Annotated in this window: 15 protein-coding genes and 1 tRNA gene; 14 read left to right on the forward strand and 2 right to left on the reverse strand. The window is 36.6% G+C overall.

Annotated features, from left to right (window positions below):
• The first annotated feature begins 98 nt into the window (after positions 1 to 98).
• From BCELL_RS08750 to BCELL_RS08775, 6 genes are all read left to right on the forward strand, one after another.
• Complete coding sequence (locus BCELL_RS08750; protein WP_013488338.1) at positions 99 to 1,280, forward strand: metal ABC transporter solute-binding protein, Zn/Mn family; 1,182 nt, start codon at positions 99 to 101, stop codon at positions 1,278 to 1,280.
• A 242-nt stretch (positions 1,281 to 1,522) separates the two neighbouring features.
• A complete protein-coding gene (locus BCELL_RS08755) occupies positions 1,523 to 1,957 on the forward strand; it encodes a BrxA/BrxB family bacilliredoxin (RefSeq protein ID WP_041808184.1) in 435 nt (144 codons plus the stop codon).
• 167 nt (positions 1,958 to 2,124) lie between these two features.
• Positions 2,125 to 2,487: a hypothetical protein gene (locus tag BCELL_RS08760; protein ID WP_013488341.1), complete on the forward strand. Its 363-nt coding sequence runs from the start codon at positions 2,125 to 2,127 to the stop codon at positions 2,485 to 2,487.
• Positions 2,488 to 2,547: 60 nt separating this feature from the next.
• Positions 2,548 to 2,622, forward strand: a tRNA-Arg gene (locus tag BCELL_RS08765).
• A gap of 309 nt (positions 2,623 to 2,931) precedes the next feature.
• Positions 2,932 to 3,900 carry an aromatic acid exporter family protein gene (locus tag BCELL_RS08770; RefSeq protein ID WP_013488342.1) on the forward strand — a complete coding sequence of 323 codons (969 nt, stop codon included), beginning with the start codon at positions 2,932 to 2,934 and terminating at the stop codon, positions 3,898 to 3,900.
• A gap of 77 nt (positions 3,901 to 3,977) precedes the next feature.
• Entirely contained in the window at positions 3,978 to 4,493 is a 516-nt protein-coding gene (locus BCELL_RS08775; protein ID WP_013488343.1) for a L,D-transpeptidase, read from the forward strand.
• A gap of 99 nt (positions 4,494 to 4,592) precedes the next feature.
• Here BCELL_RS08775 and prli42 read toward each other — a convergent pair whose 3' ends face one another.
• The gene (gene prli42 / locus BCELL_RS22510; protein WP_157184185.1) at positions 4,593 to 4,682 is read right to left on the reverse strand and encodes a stressosome-associated protein Prli42; all 90 of its coding nucleotides are present in this window, start codon (positions 4,680 to 4,682) and stop codon (positions 4,593 to 4,595) included.
• A 168-nt stretch (positions 4,683 to 4,850) separates the two neighbouring features.
• On the opposite strand from prli42, the gene BCELL_RS08780 reads away from it, so the two are divergent.
• The 4 genes from BCELL_RS08780 (at position 4,851) to BCELL_RS08795 (ending at position 10,061) form a co-directional block, all read left to right on the forward strand.
• Entirely contained in the window at positions 4,851 to 6,473 is a 1,623-nt protein-coding gene (locus BCELL_RS08780) for an acyl-CoA mutase large subunit family protein (RefSeq protein WP_013488344.1), read from the forward strand.
• Between the two features lie 17 nt (positions 6,474 to 6,490).
• The gene (gene mce / locus BCELL_RS08785; protein ID WP_013488345.1) at positions 6,491 to 7,333 is read left to right on the forward strand and encodes a methylmalonyl-CoA epimerase; all 843 of its coding nucleotides are present in this window, start codon (positions 6,491 to 6,493) and stop codon (positions 7,331 to 7,333) included.
• The gene (locus tag BCELL_RS08790) at positions 7,333 to 8,868 is read left to right on the forward strand and encodes an acyl-CoA carboxylase subunit beta (protein WP_013488346.1); all 1,536 of its coding nucleotides are present in this window, start codon (positions 7,333 to 7,335) and stop codon (positions 8,866 to 8,868) included. The genes mce and BCELL_RS08790 overlap by 1 nt, the downstream gene beginning before the upstream one ends.
• A gap of 71 nt (positions 8,869 to 8,939) precedes the next feature.
• A complete protein-coding gene (locus BCELL_RS08795) occupies positions 8,940 to 10,061 on the forward strand; it encodes a M20/M25/M40 family metallo-hydrolase (protein ID WP_013488347.1) in 1,122 nt (373 codons plus the stop codon).
• Positions 10,062 to 10,141: 80 nt separating this feature from the next.
• Here the strand turns inward: BCELL_RS08795 and BCELL_RS08800 are convergent, their stop codons facing one another.
• Positions 10,142 to 11,089, reverse strand: a complete 948-nt coding sequence (locus tag BCELL_RS08800) for a phosphate/phosphite/phosphonate ABC transporter substrate-binding protein (protein ID WP_013488348.1) — start codon at positions 11,087 to 11,089, stop codon at positions 10,142 to 10,144.
• Positions 11,090 to 11,302: 213 nt separating this feature from the next.
• Here BCELL_RS08800 and BCELL_RS08805 point away from each other — a divergent pair, with 213 nt between their 5' ends.
• From BCELL_RS08805 to fliS, 4 genes are all read left to right on the forward strand, one after another.
• Positions 11,303 to 12,574 (forward strand): DNA polymerase IV, encoded by a 1,272-nt coding sequence (locus tag BCELL_RS08805; protein WP_013488349.1) that lies wholly within the window; start codon positions 11,303 to 11,305, stop codon positions 12,572 to 12,574.
• A gap of 151 nt (positions 12,575 to 12,725) precedes the next feature.
• A complete protein-coding gene (locus BCELL_RS08810; RefSeq protein ID WP_013488350.1) occupies positions 12,726 to 15,206 on the forward strand; it encodes a hypothetical protein in 2,481 nt (826 codons plus the stop codon).
• Complete coding sequence (locus BCELL_RS08815) at positions 15,203 to 15,502, forward strand: EscU/YscU/HrcU family type III secretion system export apparatus switch protein (RefSeq protein ID WP_013488351.1); 300 nt, start codon at positions 15,203 to 15,205, stop codon at positions 15,500 to 15,502. Before BCELL_RS08810 ends, BCELL_RS08815 begins: the two co-directional genes overlap by 4 nt.
• Before the next feature lie 98 nt (positions 15,503 to 15,600).
• Positions 15,601 to 16,017, forward strand: a complete 417-nt coding sequence (gene fliS / locus BCELL_RS08820) for a flagellar export chaperone FliS (RefSeq protein ID WP_013488352.1) — start codon at positions 15,601 to 15,603, stop codon at positions 16,015 to 16,017.
• The last annotated feature ends 12 nt before the right edge of the window (positions 16,018 to 16,029 follow it).

A 16,029-nucleotide genomic window follows, 5' to 3' on the forward strand; every position in this document is an offset into this window, starting at 1 on the left:
CCTTAATCGTAGTCATTACTGTTTACAAAATGTAACTTATACGATATAATCCTTTTTGGGTTGTATTAAAGCGTAATGATTACGAAAGGGGAATTGAAATGAAGAAATTATTTTTACTAATTGCAATGCTACCGTTTGCTTTATTAGTTGCTTGTGGTGAAGGTGAGGAAGAAACGACAGAAGCAGATGTAGGAACGGAAGAAAATGAAGATGTTATTGATGAAGAAGTCGTTGAGGAAGAAATTGATCCGATTTCTATTTATACGACACTTTTTCCTTTAGAGGATTTTGCAAATAAGATTGGTCAAGAATATGTTGAGGTTACAAATATTATTCCAGTAGGAACAGATGCACATTCATTTGAGCCTAGTGCTAGTCAAATGATTGATATTTCTGAAGCTGATCTATTCATTTATAACGGAGCAGGTTTCGAAGCATTTGCAGAAAGAATTAAGGAAACAGTTGAAGAGCATGATGTTGTTGTAATTACTGCAGCAGATGGAATCGAACTAATTGACTATGACCATGACCACGATCATAGTCACGACCATGACCACGGCCACGAGGAAGATGATCACGATCACGGGCATGACCATGGTCACGAGGAAGATGATCACGATCACGGGCATGACCATGGTCACGAGGAAGATGACCACGATCACGGACATGACCATGGTAGTGAAGAAGACGACCATTCTCATAACCACGAGGATGATGAAGATCATGGTCATGGACATGATCACGGCCACTCACATGGAGAGGAAGATCCTCACGTTTGGTTAGATCCATTAAGAGCAGTACAATTAGCTGAAAATATTAAAGATGCATTAGTTGAAATCCGTCCAGAGTTAACAGAGACTTTTGAACAAAATTTTGAAGCATTAAAAAGTGATTTGGAAATACTAGATCAAGAGTTTGTTGATCTAAAGGAAGAAATAACGAAGGATACTATTGTAGTCTCACATGCAGGTTATGGCTACTGGGATGATAGATACGGTATCCACCAAATTGGAATTTCTGGAATTTCACCGACAAATGAACCTTCTATATCACAAATGCAAGACATGATTTCATTTATAGAAGAGCAAGGTATAAACTATATTATGTTTGAACAAAACATTCCGTTAAATACAGCAGAAACTGTTCGTGATGAAGTAGGAGCAGAAGTATTATGGTTGCATAATTTAGAAGTTTTACTTGACGAAGATATTGAATCTGAAGAGGATTACTTCAGTCTTATGAGAAAAAATATAGAAACATTAAGAACGGCATTACAATAAGTAGAGAAAGGACTCTTTTCAACAATGGAGTCCTTTTCTTTTTTTATGAACGAGTATGAGTATAAAACTAGGTATTGGAATTTGCCACAAGTAGAAGTGAAAAAAGCACTTACTACTACTTTATAAGCGATTGGCAACATTACTTCATCGTCTCCTTAGGGAAATATAATACATAAGCTTGGAAAACATTATAAATAAAGTGTAAAATATAAGAAACAACTATAGAAAGGGTGTTTTATTCGATGGATTTTCAAATGTTTATGAACGATGTTGTTCAAACAGCGAGAAAAGAAATGGTTGAATCAGGATATAGAGAATTAACTTCTCCAGAGGAAGTTGATGATGTTTTATCAAAAGAAGGTACGACCTTTGTCATGATCAACTCAGTATGCGGTTGTGCGGGAGGTATTGCTAGACCTGCAGCAAATTATATGAAAAATTATGAGGTAGAGGCAGATCACTATGCTACAGTTTTTGCTGGACAAGATAGAGAAGCAACAGAGCAAGCTAGAACTTACTTTAAAGGGTATCCACCATCCTCTCCATCATTCGCTTTAATAAAAGATGGGGAAATCCAAACAATGATCGAAAGGCATGAAATTGAAGGACATGAACCGATTGAGGTTGTCCAAAAACTAGAAAAAGCATTTGATCAATATTTTAAAAAAGAGGTATAATATATAAAAGGTGACTCAAAAGGTTAGTTTTTACCTTAGAGTCACCTTTATAAAGCAATGTACGTGGCTACCACTTGAGTTTCGATTTTTAATAGTGGGTGCGTAATTATCATTACCACAATGTTGCATTACATGAATAAGAGTGAACGAAAAGGAGTGCATACATAATGGAAGAACTATATAAAGAAATACATGTATACTTAAATATGGAGGAAGAAATTACATTTGAGTCTTTTGATCGTTATTATAAAAAAGTAATTGAATATTTTAATGACCATGCAGACGAGTTTCAAGAGGAACAATTATGGAGAGCACTTTTTATTGCAGAAAACGTCATGTCAAATGCTAATGCGAGAGCAAAAGAAAATAAAAAGAGTTCTAAATCCAAAAAGTATCGTAAAATTGGAGAAAGATTAACGTTATGGGCACAAAACTTTGCAGCGAGATTAGCGGAATTAGGGTACAATGAGCAACAAATGAACGAACGCTTTGAGAGTATGTTTGGTGATGCTGAAGAATTGAATGCTTGATTTTTTAGAATAAAATTGCTATACTCCTAAAGTACGGACGAGTGTTTCGTCCGTTTTTATGCGCCTATGGTGAAATGGATATCACACGAGATTTCGGCTCTCGCGTTCTGGGTTCGAATCCTGGTAGGCGCGCCATAACTTTATAATTGATAACCCCAGTTTTTAATTTACTGGGGTTTTTTTTAAAGGTAAAAAAGTATAACTGATGACAGTGGATGATTCCCGTCGTTCGTACTAGCGTAAAGAGCACTTTTAGCATAGATTTTGTTATATTTATTAGCTTGGCTACACTACAGGCGGACGCTTTCCACGGGCAAGGCTTCAAGAGGGATTGAAGAGGTCGATACATTTTACAAAAACTGCCTCTAAAAAAGACGTTAATATAATTACATGTTAAAACGTTTTTCTTAGGCGTGTCATTTAAGCTGGAAGAGGTGAAAATCTTTGTTTAGGATAGGTTACAGAACTGTTAAAACGGCATTAGGTGCTGCAATTGCAATCGCAATTGCTTACTATTTAAAGTTAGATTTTTATGCTTCTGCAGGAATCATAACAATTCTATGTATTCAGAAAACGAGAAGGCAATCCATTAAAATCTCTTGGGAAAGATTGTTAGCATGTGTGGTTGGATTATTGTATGCAAGCATTCTTTTTGAACTATTTGGATATAATCCAATTACGATTGCAATCTTGTTATTATTATTTATCCCAACTACCGTTGTTTTAAAAGCACAAGAGGGAATTGCAACGAGCTCTGTTATTATTTTACATGTTTTTACATCTGGATATGTGAGTACGTCGCTCATTGTAAATGAATTAGCTATTATCGTAATTGGTATAGGCTGTGCATTGCTGATGAATGTTTACATGCCTAGTGTTGAACGTGAATTACAAAAACAGCAGCAGGCAGTAGAACGATTATTCTCAAAAATTTTCCATGAATTTGCTGTTTATATTCGTTACGGTGATCGAAACTGGGACGGAAAGGAAATTACGGAAGTAGCTAAAATACTTCAAGATGCAAAAAATACAGCATTGAATAACGTAGAAAATCATATTTTACGCTACAATGACCAATACTATCACTACTTCAAAATGAGAGAGAAGCAACTGGATATTATTGAACGAATGATGCCACTCCTAACTTCGATTGAGATACAAGTAAAACAAGGAGAAATGCTTGGTGGTTTCATGGAGGAACTAAGTGAAGGTGTCACACCTAAAAATACAGCTACACTGTATTTAGAAAAGCTTGAAATCTTAAGAAAAAAATATAAAGAAATGCCTTTGCCACATGCAAGGGATGAGTTTGAAACACGTTCTGCATTATTGTATCTAGCATATGAAATAGAGCAATACCTGCTCGTTAAACAACAATTTCAGCCAGTACAAAACTATTCGGTATTCAGGTGAATAATTGCTGAACCATTTGTTACTACTAAGATTACATGAAAAAATTATCAAGTCATCTATAGAAGGTAGTGAAGCAGATGAAGTTTATTTTACTTTCTCTAATGTTAATTACTTCACCAATTTGGCCAATTGGAACAAATCCAACAGTAGGTGATCCTTATATTATTGTAAACAAATCAACAAATGAGTTAGCTTTTATTATTGAAGGGGAAGTGCGGCAAATATATGAAATTGCAACAGGTAAAACAAATGAACATACTCCGGAGGGAGAGTATAACATCATTGTAAAAGCGGTTGACCCGTATTATCGGAAAAAAGATATCGAAGGTGGAGATAAGAATAACCCACTAGGAACAAGATGGATTGGTTTTGATGCTGAGGAAACGGATGGTAGAACGTATGGTATACACGGAACAAACAATCCCGATTCAATTGGACAATACGTTACTTTAGGTTGCATAAGGCTAAAAAATGAAGATGTTGAGATACTCTACGACCAAGTGCCAATTGGGATGAAAATTTTAGTGGCATCAACCGATAAGACATTTGAAGAATTAGGGAGAGAGCGAGGAGCTATTGCAAAACAAGATTAAGTAGGTAAGGGTAATGTTGAATAGGAGATCCCTATGAACGCTTTTAAAAGGGTGACTCAAAAGGAAAATAACCTTTTTTGAGTCACCCTTATTTTATATTTAGAAAGCTGCAATTCCAGTGAATACTGTACCAATAAACATAATTGCTATCATGATATAAATAATAAGTTTACGGTATTTACGGGGCATAACATTTACCTCCCTTAAACAGTTACTATACCTTATTTTACTGCTTGTCTTGGTGATTGGCAAGTGTAAGTCGGTAATTACCATTGAAATATTGGAATTGTAATAAATAAGTAAAAGAAGCAGTAAATATATATAAGAGTGTAAGACGTGATAGATAGGGGGAGAAATGTGACGAGTAAAAATGATGAGAGGGAATGCTGGAATGATAAGGAAGAGGGAGAGATACAATACGAACCGCAATTTGATACTACTTCAAAAATTCCTGTTGAACGTATTTATGTTCCAGCATTAACAGATGAGTATATAGAGAAAATAGGACTCCCTGGTGAGTATCCGTATACACGTGGAATAAGGCGAACAATGTACAGGGAGAAGTTGTGGACAATGCGCCAATATGCAGGATATGGATCGGCTAGAGAAACAAATGAACGGTTCCATTATTTATTAGATCAAGGACAAACAGGATTATCCGTAGCTTTTGATCTACCTACGCAAATTGGCTACGACTCTGATGACGAGATGGCACATGGTGAAGTAGGTAAAGTTGGTGTTGCCATTGATTCATTAGCAGATATGGAAGTATTATTTAGTAATATTGCTCTTAATAAAGTTAGCACTTCAATGACAATAAATGCCACTGCCCCTATATTGTTAGCGATGTACATTGTTGTAGCTGAAAAGCAAGGTGTTTCACCTTCACAATTAAGAGGGACGATTCAAAATGATATTTTAAAAGAGTACATCGCTCGAGGAACATACATTTATCCCCCTAAATCATCCATGAAACTCACTACAGACATATTTCAATATTGTACAAAACATTTGCCGAAATTTAACACGATTAGTATTAGTGGCTATCATATGAGGGAAGCAGGTGCTACGGCTGATCAAGAGCTTGCTTTTACATTAGCAAATGCCATGGCGTATGTAGATGCTGCGCTAGCTGTTGGATTAAACATTGATTCATTTGCACCAAGGCTGGCCTTTTTTTTCAATGGTCATAACGATTTTTTTGAAGAGATAGCAAAATTCAGAGCCGCTAGACGTATGTGGGCTAAAATAATGAAAGAAAAATATGGAGCAAGAAACGAGAAAAGCCTCCAGATGCGGTTTCATACGCAAGTAGCTGGATCCACATTAACCGCACAACAGCCGGATAATAATATCATTCGAGTATCTATCCAAGCACTTGCTGCTGTATTAGGGGGGACACAAAGTCTCCACACAAATGCTAAAGATGAAGCGTTAGCTTTACCATCTGAGGAATCAGCAAGAATTGCTTTAAGAACACAACAAATTATCGCTCACGAAACAAGTGTTACGAGCACGGTCGACCCATTAGGAGGGTCATATTTTATAGAGTCTTTAACCGATGAAATAGAGAAGAGAGCAAATTCATATATACAAGAAATTGAAGATGTGGGAGGGGCAGTATTAGCTGTTGAACAGCAATATATGCAAAAACATATACAGCGTTCGGCATATGAAATGCAAAAAAAAATGGAGAGACATGAGCAGATTATTGTTGGTGTTAACAAATATGAAATAGAGGAAGAAAGAGAACAACAATTACAAAGAGTGAAAGAAGAAATTGTTGAAGAACAATTACTGTCCATTCAGCAAATTAAGGCATCACGAAATAATAAAGAAGTAATTCGACTACTAAAAGAATTAAAAGGAGCTGCACATAATTCAGATAATCTGTTACCGCACATCATTAATGCTGTTAGAGCTTATGCTACTGTCGGGGAAATATCAAATGCGTTGAGAGATGTGTTTGGAGAATACTAGATAGGTGGTGTATCCATGTGAGAAAAATTCGTGTGTTAATCGCAAAGCCTGGACTAGATGGACATGATAGAGGAGCCTTAGTTATATCTCAAGCTCTACGTGATGCAGGTATGGAAGTAATTTATACAGGACTTAGGCAAACACCAAAACAAATTGTATATGCAGCAATCCAAGAAGATGTAGATGTTATCGGACTATCTAGTTTATCTGGAGCTCATAATATAGTTTTTCCGAAAATCTTAAATTTACTGAGAGAACAACAGGCAGATGATATTCTCGTAATTGGTGGTGGAGTAATTCCGAAAGAAGACATTGATAAGCTAGAGGCCCAAGGTGTCGCAAAAATATTTACACCTGGTACGCAAATGAAAACAGTAGTTTCCTTTATAGAAAATGCCATTAATAAGATGAAGCACAAAGATTTTAAACATAATATGAAAAAGCCAAAAGGAATAGACCATATTGGAATAGCGGTCAAATCGATAGAAAAAACACTTCCGTTTTATTTGGATACATTTGACTTAAGAGTAGATAAAATAGTGGAAGTTTCATCACAAAAAGTGAAGGTCGCTTTTATAGAAATTGGTGACACTAAGTTAGAATTTTTGGAACCGCTTACAAAGGATAGTCCAATTGCAACGTTTATCGATAAAAGAGGAGAGGGATTACATCATATTGCTTTTAGTGTACTGAATATTGATGACAGATTAGAGCAATTAAAGAAAGAGGGAATTCAAGCTATTGATGAAGCTCCCCATATAGGTGCTGCTGGTTATCCTATCGCATTTTTACATCCGAGTAATGCAAATAATGTCCTTATTGAGCTATGTGAAAAAGAGCTTCACAAAGGAGAAAAATAATGGATATTTATGAAAAAATGAATGAGTTGTATGATAAAAGGAGAAAAGTCGAGCTCGGAGGAGGGGATAATAGGATACAAAAGCAGCGTGAAAAAGGGAAGCTAACTGCTAGAGAAAGAATAGCTACTTTATTAGATGAAAATACTTTTGTAGAATTATATCCTTTTATAGCACAAAGACATGAAGGGGTGTATGTCGATAATGGTGAAGGTGTTGTAACAGGTTATGGAAAGATTAATGAAAGGCTAGTGTTTTTATTTGCTCAAGATTTTACTGTTTACGGAGGAGCTTTAGGAGAAATGCATGCAAGAAAAATAACCCAGATGATGGATTTAGCGATGAAGAATAGAGCACCAATCATAGGATTAAACGATTCTGGAGGGGCGAGAATACAAGAAGGGGTGCTCTCTTTAGATGGGTATGGTCATGTGTTTTACCGGAATGCTATTTATTCAGGTGTTATTCCACAAATATCTGTTATCATGGGTCCTTGTGCAGGTGGTGCTGTTTATTCACCAGCTATTACTGACTTTGTCATTATGGTGGAAGAAACAAGTCAAATGTTCATTACTGGCCCTAAAGTAATTGAAGCCGTTACGAATGAAACGATATCTGCTAATGAACTAGGAGGAGCGAAAATCCATAGCAGTAAAAGTGGAAATGCACATTTTTCATGTAAAACGGAGGAAGAGGCGTTACAAAAGGTGAGACAATTATTATGTTATTTACCTCAAAATAATGAAGAGATGCCGCCATCAATACAATCAAAGAAAAAGGAAGACGTACTTTATGATTTACCCGAAAGTGTTCCTATTGATCCTATGTTGACCTATGATATAAAAAAAGTAATCAAACAAGTAGTCGATGACGATAGTTTTCTAGAAATACATGAGCTGTTTGCTAAAAATGCGGTCATCGGCTTTGCTAGGCTAAAAGGACAATCAATTGGGATTGTAGCAAACCAACCAAAAGTAAAGGCAGGTAGTTTGGATATTGATTCGTCAGATAAAATTGCCCGTTTTATCCGCTTTTGCAATTGTTTCCATATACCGTTAATTACTTTTGAGGATGTAACTGGTTTTTTCCCAGGGGTGAACGAAGAGCATGGTGGTATCATTCGACATGGTGCAAAAATATTATACGCATATTCAGAAGCAACGATACCAAAAGTAACTGTTATATTGCGAAAAGCATATGGAGGAGCATATGTTGCTTTAAATAGTAAAGCAATTGGTGCCGATATCGTTTTAGCTTGGCCGAATGCAGAAATTGCTGTTATGGGGCCGCATGGAGCAGTAAACGTGCTGTACTCAAAAGAAATAATTCATAGTAGTAATCCAGAAGAAGTAAGAAAGAAAAAAATAGAAGAATATCGAACAAAATACACGAACCCATATATTGCAGCTGCAAATGGCATGGTCGATGATATTATAGACCCTAGGGAAACAAGAGTAAAACTAATACAGTGTATGGAAATGTTAAAGGAAAAAACAGATCAAAGACCAAATAGAAAGCATGGGAACATTCCTTTATAATTACAACAAGAAGATTTTGCCTATATTTTTTGTTACAATACGATATGACTATAATCATGGAGGCTACAGGAATGGTAAATGAACAAAGAATAGTAAAGGAATTTTTAGAATTAGTTCAAGTTGATTCTGAAACAAAATATGAACGTGAAATTGCAGATGTATTAATTAGAAAATTTGAATCACTTGGTGTTCATGTGAGAGAAGATGATACGATGAATGAAACAGATCATGGTGCAGGTAATTTAATTTGTACGTTAGAGGGAAATAGTGATGGTGATACTATTTATTTTACGTCCCATATGGATACGGTTGTACCTGGTGTAGGAATTAACCCAGTGGTTGAGAATGGCTATATAAAATCAGATGGTACGACAATACTGGGAGCAGATGATAAAGCAGGGTTAGCTGCTATGATAGAGGCAATTCGTGTCTTAAAGGAGCAAAAGTTGGCACATGCAACAATACAATTTATTATTACTGTAGGAGAGGAATCTGGTTTAGTAGGAGCAAAAGCGCTTAATAAAAATAATTTAATTGCGAAGTATGGATTTGCTTTAGACAGTGATGGTAAAGTAGGTTCAATTATTGTAGCTGCCCCTAATCAGTCTAAATTACAGATTACAGTGTATGGAAAAACTGCGCATGCAGGTGTAGCCCCAGAAAAGGGAGTTTCTGCAATAACGATTGCCTCACGAGCAATTTCTCACATGCCGTTAGGGAGAATTGATGAGGAGACAACCGCTAATATTGGACGTATCGAAGGTGGAACACAAACAAACATCGTTTGTGATAAAGTACATATTTTAGCAGAAGCCCGTTCTCTCGTGAAGGAAAAACTACAAAAACAAGTAACTGCCATGAAAGAGGCATTTGAACAAGCTGCTTCTGATATGGGAGGAAACGTGGAGGTAATTATACAGGAAATGTATCCTGGTTTTAAACATGGAGAAGGAGATCAAGTAGTTGAAGTAGCTAAAAATGCAATTGCTGCTATTGGAAGAGAGCCGAACCTCCTACAAAGTGGCGGAGGAAGTGATGCGAATATTATCGCAGGATTTGGTATTCCAACGATCAATCTAGGTATTGGTTACGAAGAAATTCACACGACGAACGAGAAGCTATCCATTGAAGAGTTAGTGAAAACGGCTCAATTAGTCGTTCAAATTTGTAGGCAAGCAGTTACAGTAAAATAAATGAAGAAGAGGATGACACAAAAGGTCGAAACTTTACCTTTTGTGTCATCCTAGCACATACTGAACACCGTGTGTATCGTTTAGAAGTGTTCAGGAAATAGCCGGTGAACGTCTCTTACTATATCGTAATCGCTATCTTCAGCTTCAGCGATACCTGTCCAAGTATATACCTCTTGCATAATTCCTATCATTTCTTCATCGTCATTAAATGAAAGGAAGATTTCCTCAATTTGATCTATCAGTTCTTGAGGTAACGTTGTGTCAACAGAAATTGTATCATTTGGTATAGGGTCTGTGAAGTCTAGTTGAACTAATTCATCATAAACTTCAGGATAATCATCTGCTATCGTGTCTCTTGCGTCTTCAAATGAAGTAACAACATCTGCATTACCTTCCAGGAGCTGAAGCATAGCGTTATCATGAGAACCTGCTTGAATGAGCTCAGAAAAGTGGGTATTAACATCTTCTACACCGTAATCATTCATTAATTGTGCTGCAGGGAATAGGAAGCCGCTAGTGGATGCTATGTCCGCAAATGCCCATACTCTTCCTTCGAGATCCTCTATAGATTCAATATCAGAGTCTGCTCTTACTGTATACTGGGCTCGGTATGAATCTTCTCCATTTCTAATCGACTTTAAAATCACATCGATGTTATCATAACGATCTGTTGCTAGCACATACCCAAAAGGGTTTAAAAAGCCAATTTGTACTTGGTTGTTCCCCATTGCTTCAATAAGCCCAGTGAAGTTTGTCATCACTCTTCCGTCTACCGGAATACCAAGCTCTTCAGAAAGACGATCGGCAAGTGGTGCAGCTGTATCAGCTATTTTATCGGAGTCTTGTGATGGTACAAAGCCCATTATGAGCTCATCTGGCATTTCGATATCATCGGTAGCGCTATCTTCTGTGGTGTCTTCCATGTCAGTAGTGTCTTCACCAGGAACAGGTTCTTCATCCACTGTACCACAGGCTGTGAAAACTGTAGTAAGTGCAATTAATGCTGTTAAAGTTAATTGTTTTTTCATACTAAAATACTCCTTACCTCATTTTTTTAAGTCAATTAGTACTATAACCAATTTATAACGTCTTGATTCTCATTTTTCTCATCATTGATTATTAATTAATATAAGTTTTGCAAAGGTGAAGAGGCTATATATAATTTGATATATATTGTTCCGTGATATAATAATAGAAACAAATCCCACAATTTGAAGTGGTTTAACAGTAGGTGAATGTAAGTGCCGTCAAAAATAATATTCCATGTCGATATGAATAGTTTTTATGCATCTGTTGAAGCAGCTTATGATTCAACTTTAATGGGAAAGCCTGTGGCGATAGCTGGAAATGCAGAAGCTAGACGAGGGATTGTTGTTACTTCAAGTTACGAAGCGAGAGCAAGAGGTGTAAAACCGCCGATGCCGCTTTGGGAAGCATTAAAAAAATGTCCAGAGTTAGTAGTCCGAGAACCAAACTTCGAACGGTACCGACATGCTTCCAAAAGAATGTTCCAATTGCTTTATGAAATAACGCCTCTTGTAGAGCCAGTATCAATTGATGAAGGCTATTTGGATGTAACCGATGTCCACTTAAAAATGCAAGCTATTGAACTAGCCAAGTATATACAAACGCGAATAAAAAAAGAGCTAAACCTTCCATGTAGCATCGGTGTTGCACCAAATAAATTTTTAGCTAAGATGGCTAGTGATATGAAAAAGCCAATGGGTATAACAATACTTAGAAAAAGAGAAGTACAAACAAGGCTCTGGCCATTAAAAGCTATTGAAATGCATGGAATAGGTGCAAAGACAGCAGATAAGCTTAATAAGTTGGGGATTCACACAATCGAGGATATTGCGTTAAGTGACCCGTTATATCTCAAAGCTAAATTAGGAATAGTAGGAGAAAGAATACATGAACGCGCGAATGGTATTGATCAACGTCCAGTTGATCCACTAGCAGTGGAAGAGTTTAAAAGTATTGGTAACTCTACAACATTGCCAACTGATAGTAAAAACGTAACACAAATAAAAAAAGTAATTATGAATTTATCAGATTCTGTAGGGAGAAGGATAAGAAATAAAAATGTATATGCAGGTAACATACAAATAACGATAAGGTACTCCGATTTTTCAACAATAACGAGAAGTAGTAAGTTGCATCATCCCGTTCATTCTCATAAAGAGATATTCGAGGCTGCCTGGTCATTATGGCAAAAGTACTGGAGCGGTGAAAAAGTGAGACTAATAGGTGTTACTGCAATGGATCTAGTTGAAAGGGGTCATGCTTTTAAGCAGTTAGATTTATTTTCATACAAAAAGGACGAAAAAGAGGAAAAGTTAAGTAGTGTTGTAGATACGCTAAAAAATAAATTTGGAGAAAATGTTCTCTTAAAAGGAACCCAATTAGGAAGTAAAGACAGAAGTGATGATTTGAGAGATAAAAATAAACGAGGGACTAGTTTAGAGAAAGATTTCTTAAGAAAAGATTTGTTTCATAATGAGAAAGAATAAAAATATCTCTTTAAAAAATTATTACTAGCTTCGCAATGGCTAGTAATAATTTTTTTATTCCAATATTTTAATAACAAACGATACGTTAAAACAAATAAGCTTTATGCCGATATTAAGATAGACCGTTTGATTCGTAGAGGAGAGTTGAACTATGGAAGTTACAGGACAACTGATAAATATAAAAACAACGAATAATGATCGTCCCCTTCAGTTGAGGGAAGGTGGCGTATATGATGCGAAAATAGAATCAAGAGTTTCCGAGCGTGAAGCGGTAGTGTCGATACGTGGTCACAGAGTGAGTGCGACTTTTTCTGAAGGTGTACCAAGTGGGGATCGTACTAATGTTCAAATAGAAGGTAAAACGGAAGAAGGAGTAAGACTTAGAGAGGTTCAAGGACAGACAGAACGTGAGGGGCGAAGGGATCACACATCTAGGGAACAGTCTGTTGAAAGGTTAATGAGACAAAGCCTTGACAGACCAGCTTCACCAGAATTAAGACATGCTGTGCAACGTCTCATTCAAAATAATGTTCCTTTACCAAATGAGTCTGTTAAAGAGTTAAATCGATTTATTGAACAAGGAACAGGTACTAGAGAGCAGCGTGTGCAAACTGTAGATACGATTGTAGAGAAACGCTTAGAGCCCACTCGAGCTCATTTGACCTCTGTACACGAAGCGTTACATGGTAAAAAAGTGCAGGAGCGGATAAGTGAGATAGATCCGAAAAGAGAGCAAAGGACCGAAACGAGAAATGTGTCTCGTGTCGATACACAACAAGTTACAGACAGTAGAAGAACGGAAGCGAGTGTAGACCGTCAAATTCAAGGAGAACGAAGAGACGAACCGATAGTCACAAGACAATCAGATGAGAGAAGAGAAGTACAGCCGAGAGTAGAGCGTTCATTCCAAGAACAACGGGTCCCAAATGAACAACGTCAAGAACTAACACGCTCCCTTGAGCAACTAGTACAAAGTAATCGCGCGGAATGGCCAGCAAATATTAGAGAAGTTCAACAAGCCATTGAACGAATGGAACAAGAAGTAAGAGTGAATGTAAACACCGGCCTACGTGAGGCGCTTCAGCTTCAAGGAATACAACAGCCAGAATTAGCAAACGAACGTATTACACAATTAATACATCAAATTCAAGGACAAGCAGTATCTACATCAGTTGAACAAACTGTAAGTATTGATAGAGGTCAATTACAGCAGTTTTCATCACTTATACAAAATGAAGCAAATTTACAACAAGCATTAGCAAGTATACAAAATACGATAACAAACGCAGCTATCCCAAGAGAAGTAGAGCAAATTTTAAATCAAGGTATGGCAGAAGCTATTGAAAAGCTTGAACAAGGCCGTGAATTAAAGGCAAGACAACTGATGATCGATACACTTCAAAAAGCAGAAGTTTTATTACCGTCAATTCCTGTATCTAGTCAAAGTGATAGTAGGACAGAGATACAGCAATATATTTCTAACGAGATCTTACATTCTGTTGATAGAGCGTCAAAGCAGTTTTTAATGACAGAAGTGACAGAAAGACTTGCGACAGCGACAGATGAGTTTAAAGCTTTCAAACGTGATGTCACAAATCAATTAACTCGTATTGAACAGATTATTCAACAGTTTCGTTCGCAATCGGTGCAGCAAGCTAAGCCAATGCTTGAAAATGTGATTCGTCAGTTAGATAATGCACTACTAAAAAATGATTGGCTATTATTTGCTGATATGAAGACAGAAAAGCAAGTTCTTGAAGCAAGTTCGCGATTAGCGGAAGCAAAGAAGTTGTTGATGAAAGGAAATCACGTAGAAGCACGACAAATTGTAAGAGAAGTCCAACAAACGCTAGATAAATTAAATTTTAAACCTAATAATCAAAAGGTGATTCATCATGCTACGAGGGAGCTTGAATGGCAAGAGAACCGCCCACATGCGCATCGATTATCGAGTCAATTTGAAAATACCGTACGTACATTGACGTATAATCAAGGATCAGGGCGTGAAGTTTTTGAAGGTTTACGATCTATAGGGCTAAATCGTGAAGCGGAGTTAGGGCAATTGTTAGCTTCAGGTAAGGAAATAAAGGAAGATCAGCAAAGAAACATGAAATCTCTTCTTTATCAAGCCGCGCGAGAGGAAGAAGGTAGTAGAGCACAACAGCAAGCGCAACAGTCTTTGCAAAATTTAACAGGACAACAACTATTAAGTAGAACAGATCATCAGCAAAATATGCAAATGCTCATGTTTCAAATTCCTATGCTTCTAAAGGATGCTGTCGAGAATTTACAAGTGTTTGTAAACTCAAGAAATGATGGCGAAAAAGTAGATTGGGAAAATTGTAGTCTATATTTTTTATTAGATACGAAAAAAATGGGAGAAGTGGGCATTTCATTAAACGTAACCGATCGAGCGTTAAGCGTAACAATAAAAAATGATTCACCAAATTTAAAGGCAAAAGTAGAACCGTTAGCTAATAAGTACCTGGATAGGTTAAAAGACATTGGTTTTAATGTGAAAGGTCTACAGTTTAGCCCAATGACAGAAAAACGAGTAGAAGCTCCACAAATACGAGAAGAAGATCATCAACAACCAACAATGTCTAAAGAAGGGTTTGACTACAAAGTATGATGGTTTCGAGACACTTTAATCATATAAAACGACGTGAAATAAATGGACCTACAGCTGCGGTTATACGCTATGATGAAGCATCAGGGGAAGAACCTAAAGTTGTAGCTCAAGGGAAAGGGCATGTAGCACAAAAGATATTGGCGCTTGCAAAGGAAAATGGGATACCTATGGAAGAAGATACACATCTCCTTGAAAGCTTACTGGATATGGATCTAGGTGAAAATATTCCACCGCAGCTTTATAGTGTTATGGCAGAAATTTTATTATTTATTGAAGAAATGGATAGAAACTATTAAACATTAAATTGAAGTTGACGATAATAGTACTAGATTAGTTATAATTCGTGAATATATACAAGGATATAACAATATTCGCTTATGCGGAGGTGAAAATATTGATTACAAATGAAGCATTGCATAAAAAATCTCCACAAGAAATAACTGCTTTATTGTATGAAGCATGCTTAGACAATTTAGAGGAAGCGAAATTAGCGATAGAAAAAATAGATCATTTTAAATCAAATACACACTTACAAAAAGCAAATGATATACTGCGTCGACTCGGAGCAGGTCTCAACTATGAAGCAGGAATTATCGCTGATCAATTAGATGCTTTATACAATTATTTAGCTGATAAAATAATAGAAGCAAACTATTCGAAAGATATAAAAAAAATAGATGAAGTTATTTCACACGTTCAATCAATAGCTAACGCTTGGCAAAAAGCAATGACACAAGCAGAAGATAAACAATCAAAAGTAAGGAAACAAAATGCCAACGCTTATGAGCAGACGGCTATGTATGAGAGCTGAGAGGGGATTTTA

The sequence above is a fragment of the Evansella cellulosilytica DSM 2522 genome (assembly GCF_000177235.2).
GTDB lineage: Bacteria > Bacillota > Bacilli > Bacillales > Salisediminibacteriaceae > Evansella > Evansella cellulosilytica.

Coding starts and splice junctions, on each gene's coding strand:
- BCELL_RS08755 (WP_041808184.1), top strand. CDS start 1,523: ATGGATTTTCAAATGTTTATGAACGATGTTGTTCAAACAGCGAGAAAA.
- BCELL_RS08790 (WP_013488346.1), top strand. CDS start 7,333: ATGGATATTTATGAAAAAATGAATGAGTTGTATGATAAAAGGAGAAAA.
- BCELL_RS08800 (WP_013488348.1), bottom strand. CDS start 11,089: ATGAAAAAACAATTAACTTTAACAGCATTAATTGCACTTACTACAGTT.
- BCELL_RS08760 (WP_013488341.1), top strand. CDS start 2,125: ATGGAAGAACTATATAAAGAAATACATGTATACTTAAATATGGAGGAA.
- BCELL_RS08815 (WP_013488351.1), top strand. CDS start 15,203: ATGATGGTTTCGAGACACTTTAATCATATAAAACGACGTGAAATAAAT.
- BCELL_RS08750 (WP_013488338.1), top strand. CDS start 99: ATGAAGAAATTATTTTTACTAATTGCAATGCTACCGTTTGCTTTATTA.
- BCELL_RS08795 (WP_013488347.1), top strand. CDS start 8,940: ATGGTAAATGAACAAAGAATAGTAAAGGAATTTTTAGAATTAGTTCAA.
- BCELL_RS08775 (WP_013488343.1), top strand. CDS start 3,978: ATGAAGTTTATTTTACTTTCTCTAATGTTAATTACTTCACCAATTTGG.
- BCELL_RS08810 (WP_013488350.1), top strand. CDS start 12,726: ATGGAAGTTACAGGACAACTGATAAATATAAAAACAACGAATAATGAT.
- prli42 (WP_157184185.1), bottom strand. CDS start 4,682: ATGCCCCGTAAATACCGTAAACTTATTATTTATATCATGATAGCAATT.